Source organism: Anaerovibrio sp. (assembly GCF_045637405.1).
Taxonomy (GTDB): domain Bacteria; phylum Bacillota; class Negativicutes; order Selenomonadales; family Selenomonadaceae; genus Anaerovibrio.
This window is the reverse complement of record NZ_JAZTZI010000074.1, coordinates 1-5369: the sequence shown is the minus strand read 5'-3', so window position 1 is coordinate 5369 and position 5369 is coordinate 1. Positions and strand designations below refer to the sequence as shown.

The window sequence follows — 5369 nt, the reverse complement described above, 5'->3', positions numbered from 1 at the left end:
ATTTCGTCCTTATTTGGGGCCATCAACATTATGTTCACACCAAAAGGCTTATCTGTTAAAGTCTTGGCCTTACGAATTTCATCACGAACATAATCAGTGGTACGTCCGCCACAGGATATAATACCAGCTCCCCCGGCATTTGATACAGCCGCAGCCATCTTGGCGTCAGAAATCCAGGCCATCCCCCCCTGAATAATTGGATACTTAATCCCCAAAACCTCACAAATACTCTTTGCCATGCTATTTTACCTCCACTTTTTTAAACATTATACTTCTTTATAATTCTACATATAATATAATATTCCTCTTTATTTGTATTAATCCTCTATTCCGATCTGCCGGACATCAACCAATCCAGCGCATAAATCTGGGTTATACCGTCATGGGACATCTTTGGTGCCAAATCCATAGTAATTAAAAACCGTTTATTGTAATCCTTTATTCTCTTTAATGGAGCCAGCTCGCGTTTTAATATAGAGCCATCATCATCTATAACCGTATATGCCACCTGATAATAACATGGCTCTCCGTTTTGCACAGCAACAAAATCAACCTCTAAATTATCTACTTTACCGACGTATACTTCTCCCCAACGTCGCAGCAATTCCAGAAAAATCACGTTTTCCAATACACGCCCCAAGTCTGCCGGTTTATTACCTAAAACAGTCTTGCGCAGTCCTATATCAGCGGCGTAATACTTCCCACCAGTTTTTAAATATTCTTTTCCCTTTACATCATACCTATCCGCCCGATAAAACATATATGTATCGCAAAGTGAGCTTAGATACTTTTCAACTGTAGGAACACTTGTCTTAGCATTCATGGAAGTTAATGTGTCAGCTATTTTTTTTACAGAAACAGGATTGCCGATATTATCAAAAAGGAACCGGGTAATCTTCTTCAACAACTGCTGATCAGGCAATTTCCTCCTGGCTACAATATCCTTTAAAATGACCGTATCATATATTCCACTTAAATACTGTTTTACGTATATATCATCAGAAAGATTGGACACATAGGGAAATGAACCTTTGTCAATATAATCTCTGTATAATCGCTCTGGATTTTGATCTGGAAAAGCTGAAGCATACTCTACAAAAGATAAAGGATGCATTTTTATTTCTACATAACGTCCAGATAATAAAGTTGCCAATTCTCCTGACAACAGCTTTGAATTTGAACCTGTAATGTAGACATCACAATTTTCCTTCACAAATAGTGCATCTACTGCCCTTTCAAATCCGTCTACCTGCTGAACTTCATCTATAAAAATGTAGTTCATACCTGTAGGCTGCAATCTATCTACAAAATATTGAAGCAGCTGCCTAAAGTTCTCTATATCAATCCCTTCAACATCCTCCATGTTAAGCGATATGATATTTTCAGCCGGAGTGCCTGTATGCAGAAGTTCATCTCTGAATAACTTAAGCAACGTGGACTTACCACAACGCCTAATCCCTGTTACCACCTTTATTACATCGTGATTTTTCCAGCTATTTAATTGGTTAAGATAAAAGCTTCGTTGTATCATTCACAGCCCCCCTTTTAGATTAGTATATAAAAACTACATTTTCTTTTCAAGTTTTTAAATATTATATTTAAAAACTTGGTATACTATTCTATTTTTTAAATACATTATTAAAAAAGATGCCTCTCAAAAAGAAGCATCTCTATCAAATACTATATTGTTGAAATTTCTGTTAAATCGACGATACAACCGCCCCATGATAGACCTACACCAAAGCCCATCAACAAAACTTTGTGCAGCTTATCAGGAGCATTTTTTTGCATCATATCAGCCAATGCAATAGGGATGGAATTTGAAACAGTATTGCCATATTCCTGCACATCATTCCAATATGGTAACTTCTTTAACTTGCATATTTTTTGCAAACTTTTCAGCATAAAGTTATTGGCCTGATGAAAAACATAATAATCAATGTCTGTTCTGTCCAAATTATTAGCTGACAATATCTCATTCAGACAGGGCGGTACAACATCAAGAGCAAAATCCATAATCGCCCCGCCATCCATAAAGAGATTACGATTTGTCCTCTTATTATCATATCTATCGGTAACATTTTCAATTTCAGTGGTCTGATAAGGGTGCCTTGCTCCGCCAACCGGGACAATAAGGTTATTATAGCCGCTTCCATCAGTACCATACTTAAAGCCATATAATCCCTCTGAATCACTTTCTTTACCTACTACCAATGTAGCAGTTGCTGCATCACCAAATAAAGGCAATACTGCATGATCTTCTGGATTAATGTACTTACTATAGGTCTCTGCTGTCAATAACAATACATTTCGTGCCTGCCCTGATTTGATAAGTCCTTTAGCCAATCCAAGCCCATAAATATATCCTGTACATCCATGATTGTAATCCAAAGCACCACAATTATTGGATAATCCCAGTCTATCCTGAATAATGCAGGCAGTAGTTGGCAAATAATAATCTGGTGACTGACTGCAAAACAACAAGTAATCTATTTTTTCTTTAGATACACCTGCCAATAATTTTTTAGCGGCCTTAACCGCCATATCCGAGGATGTTTCATTTTCACCAACAACATGACGGTATTCTATACCTGTCTTGACCCGCAGACGTTCATTTATATTTGCCTCAACCTTTTCTGGCAAATAATAAGTAATCTTTCAATAAATGCTTTCAATGATTATCCCCTCACACATTTAGACAATCGATAATTGTCGTCATTACAGCTTTTTATAATGGTCAATTATACCCCCAAGGAGATAGCCACCATCCACCACAACATTTGTGCCAGTAATCCAACGAGCGCGATCACTTAACAGAAATAGTACCGTACCTGTCACATCTTCTGGTTCACCTATTCCCAATAAATGCCATTCATAAAATTTCTTATTCACCAGAGATCTTTCATCTTCTTTTCTTGTTAACTCTGTATTGACCCAGCCAGGACTTAACGTATTTATGCGGTTTCCTCTCATATAAATTTCTTTGGCAATAGAACGAACTGCACCCTGCATGCTCCATTAACGCCAATTGACCAACTTTAGAGCTATATGAGTCATAACATTGATTAAATGATTTCGGTGCAACATCATTGATAAATGAATATGCTAATATTGCTAATGCTTGCTCAACTTCTCCTAATAGACTCATTCCTGTCGAAAGAATAACATCCTTTCCCGTTCTTCCTGCTTCGAACAAAAGTTTAGCATTAGTAATTTCCCCAGAAGGTATTTTTATGGTATCAACACCACATTTTTTCGTCAGAAAGTGAAGACTTTCAATATCAAACGGTGTTGATAAAAACTCAATATTGTTATCCCTACAAGCCTTTATAACCCTTGCATGATCATCCCATGTAAATTCCAATTTTTTGCACATTTCAAGTTGTGATTCCATTTCACCAGTAGTCTTTTTCTGGTAATCTGCCTTCTGTGCATATTTACTAATCAATTTTTCAGTTAATCCAGTTTGAAACTTAACTACATCTGCTCCTGCTTTAGCAGCCTCTTCAACTAGCCTAATTGCTAAGTCAACACTGCCATTATGATTGACACCTGCCTCGGCTATTATCAATACCTGCTTCATATTTTCACCTGTTACCACCCAATAATACTAATTGTATTTAAATCTGATTAATCTACATTGTTTTCCATACTCTGTTCTACACCATCACACCACACATTACATATTGTAACATATTTTATAACATAATAGTTACTCTATATTTAAAAATCACTTATTTGGTTTTAAATATATTTTCATGTTTATTTTTTAATATATATAAAATATGTTTTTATAACATATGCAGAAACATTTATATATCATGTTTTTCAGTATAGAATATTCTAAAGAGGTGATGAACATGAGTAGTAAGCTGCTCATCACGAAGAAAATGCGCGGTGATGACGGTTACCGTGTGTTCTCGGTAAGATTAAAAACGGAGCTTTTAGACCAAGTAAATGCACTTGCAGACGATACAGGACGTACACGCAACGAACTGATAGGAATGTTGTTAGAGTTCGCACTTGAACACAGCGAAGTAGTAAATGACCGTTAAGGCGGCGTCTTAGATTGTCAACCTTATTAAAAAAACTAGCCAGCCCTTTACACAAGTTCGGGGCTGGCTAGTTTACTTATATTTAGCGGGTGGCATGGAGCGATTCCATGAATAAGCAAAGCTATAAATGTCACATCAATACGACATTTATAAGAGCATATATGATATGACTGACGGCTGCGAAGCCCGTCAATATTCTAACGAAGCAGATAATTTTGTGATGTGACACTAGCGGCGCGAATGAATGGAACACTCCATGCCAGGCCCCGCAAATGTTTCTGTAAAATAAAAAGAGATGCCTCCATTGGAAGCATCCCTTTATTATTTAATATGATTTACACCTCATCCGTCAACTGCGTTGACACCTTACGCATAGGGGAAGGCAAGCTATAGAAATATATTAGCCGATGATAACCATAGCCTCGCCTGCAGCAACAGTGGAGCCCTCGGATACGTTAACAGCCTTAACAGTACCATCGCAAGGAGCTGGAATCTCGTTCTGCATCTTCATAGCCTCGAGGATGATTACAGTGTCACCGGACTTAACAGCAGTGCCTTCGCCAGCAACAACCTTCAGGACCTTACCAGGCATTGGAGCTGCTACAGCAGTCTCACCAGCGCCAGCAGCTACAGCAGCCTTCTTAGCTGGAGCAGGAGCAGCAGCAGGAGCAGCCTTAGGAGCAGCAGGTGCAGCCTTAGGAGCAGCAGCCTTTGCAGGAGCTGCGCCCTTTACTTCCTCAACCTCAACCTCATAAGCGGTACCATTAACTTTGATATTGAACTTTTTCATTTATTCTTTCCTCCAAATATAAGTATTTCTTCTAAATTAAAGTGGAATGTTGCCGTGCTTCTTGGCAGGCATAGCCTCACGCTTGCAAGCGCAAGCATTCAGTGCAGTGATGATACGAGGACGGGTCTCGATAGGCTCAATAACCATATCAGCATAACCGCGCTCAGCAGCCTTGTAAGGAGTTGCGAACTCATCAACATAATCCTGGGTGTGCTGAGCCTTAACATCTGGCTCATCACGCTTAAAGATAATGTTAGCAGCACCTGCAGGACCCATAACTGCGATTTCGGAGGTAGGCCAAGCCATAACCTGGTCTGCGCCCAGCTCGCGGCAGCACATAGCGATGTAGGAACCGCCATAGGCCTTACGCGTGATGACCGTGACCTTAGGAACCGTAGCCTCGCTGTATGCATAGAGCATCTTCGCGCCATGACGGATGATACCGTTGTGCTCCTGATCGACACCTGGCAGGAAGCCCGGTACATCGACGAGGTTGACGAGCGGGATATTGAAGGCATCACAGA

The 5369-nt window shown here is 39.4% G+C and carries 8 protein-coding genes; 1 reads left to right on the top strand and 7 read right to left on the bottom strand.

Annotated elements, in window-relative coordinates; genetic code table 11:
- From ACKI5G_RS05510 to ACKI5G_RS05490, 5 genes are all read right to left on the bottom strand, one after another.
- Nucleotides 1-239 (bottom strand): nitronate monooxygenase (locus ACKI5G_RS05510; protein WP_407398393.1); only part of this gene is annotated, 239 nt, incomplete at its 3' end.
- A gap of 86 nt (nucleotides 240-325) precedes the next feature.
- The gene (locus ACKI5G_RS05505; RefSeq protein WP_407398391.1) at nucleotides 326-1531 is read right to left on the bottom strand and encodes an ATP-binding protein; all 1206 of its coding nucleotides are present in this window, start codon (nucleotides 1529-1531) and stop codon (nucleotides 326-328) included.
- Nucleotides 1532-1680: 149 nt separating this feature from the next.
- Nucleotides 1681-2643, bottom strand: coding sequence for a 3-oxoacyl-ACP synthase III family protein (locus ACKI5G_RS05500; protein WP_407398389.1), 963 nt, complete (start codon nucleotides 2641-2643; stop codon nucleotides 1681-1683).
- 75 nt (nucleotides 2644-2718) lie between these two features.
- Nucleotides 2719-2973, bottom strand: coding sequence for an SDR family oxidoreductase (locus ACKI5G_RS05495; protein ID WP_407398387.1), 255 nt, complete (start codon nucleotides 2971-2973; stop codon nucleotides 2719-2721).
- On the bottom strand, nucleotides 2903-3583 hold the full coding sequence (locus tag ACKI5G_RS05490; RefSeq protein ID WP_407398385.1) for an N-acetylneuraminate synthase family protein: 681 nt from the start codon (nucleotides 3581-3583) through the stop codon (nucleotides 2903-2905). The genes ACKI5G_RS05495 and ACKI5G_RS05490 overlap by 71 nt, the downstream gene beginning before the upstream one ends.
- A gap of 277 nt (nucleotides 3584-3860) precedes the next feature.
- Here ACKI5G_RS05490 and ACKI5G_RS05485 point away from each other — a divergent pair, with 277 nt between their 5' ends.
- A complete protein-coding gene (locus tag ACKI5G_RS05485) occupies nucleotides 3861-4055 on the top strand; it encodes a ribbon-helix-helix protein, CopG family (RefSeq protein WP_039209687.1) in 195 nt (64 codons plus the stop codon).
- A 400-nt stretch (nucleotides 4056-4455) separates the two neighbouring features.
- On the opposite strand, the gene ACKI5G_RS05480 is transcribed toward ACKI5G_RS05485, so the two are convergent.
- Both ACKI5G_RS05480 and ACKI5G_RS05475 read right to left on the bottom strand, forming a co-directional pair.
- Nucleotides 4456-4845 carry a biotin/lipoyl-containing protein gene (locus ACKI5G_RS05480; protein WP_407398382.1) on the bottom strand — a complete coding sequence of 130 codons (390 nt, stop codon included), beginning with the start codon at nucleotides 4843-4845 and terminating at the stop codon, nucleotides 4456-4458.
- 36 nt (nucleotides 4846-4881) lie between these two features.
- Nucleotides 4882-5369, bottom strand: a 488-nt coding sequence (locus tag ACKI5G_RS05475; protein ID WP_407398380.1) for a carboxyl transferase domain-containing protein, incomplete at its 5' end; no start/stop codon positions are given.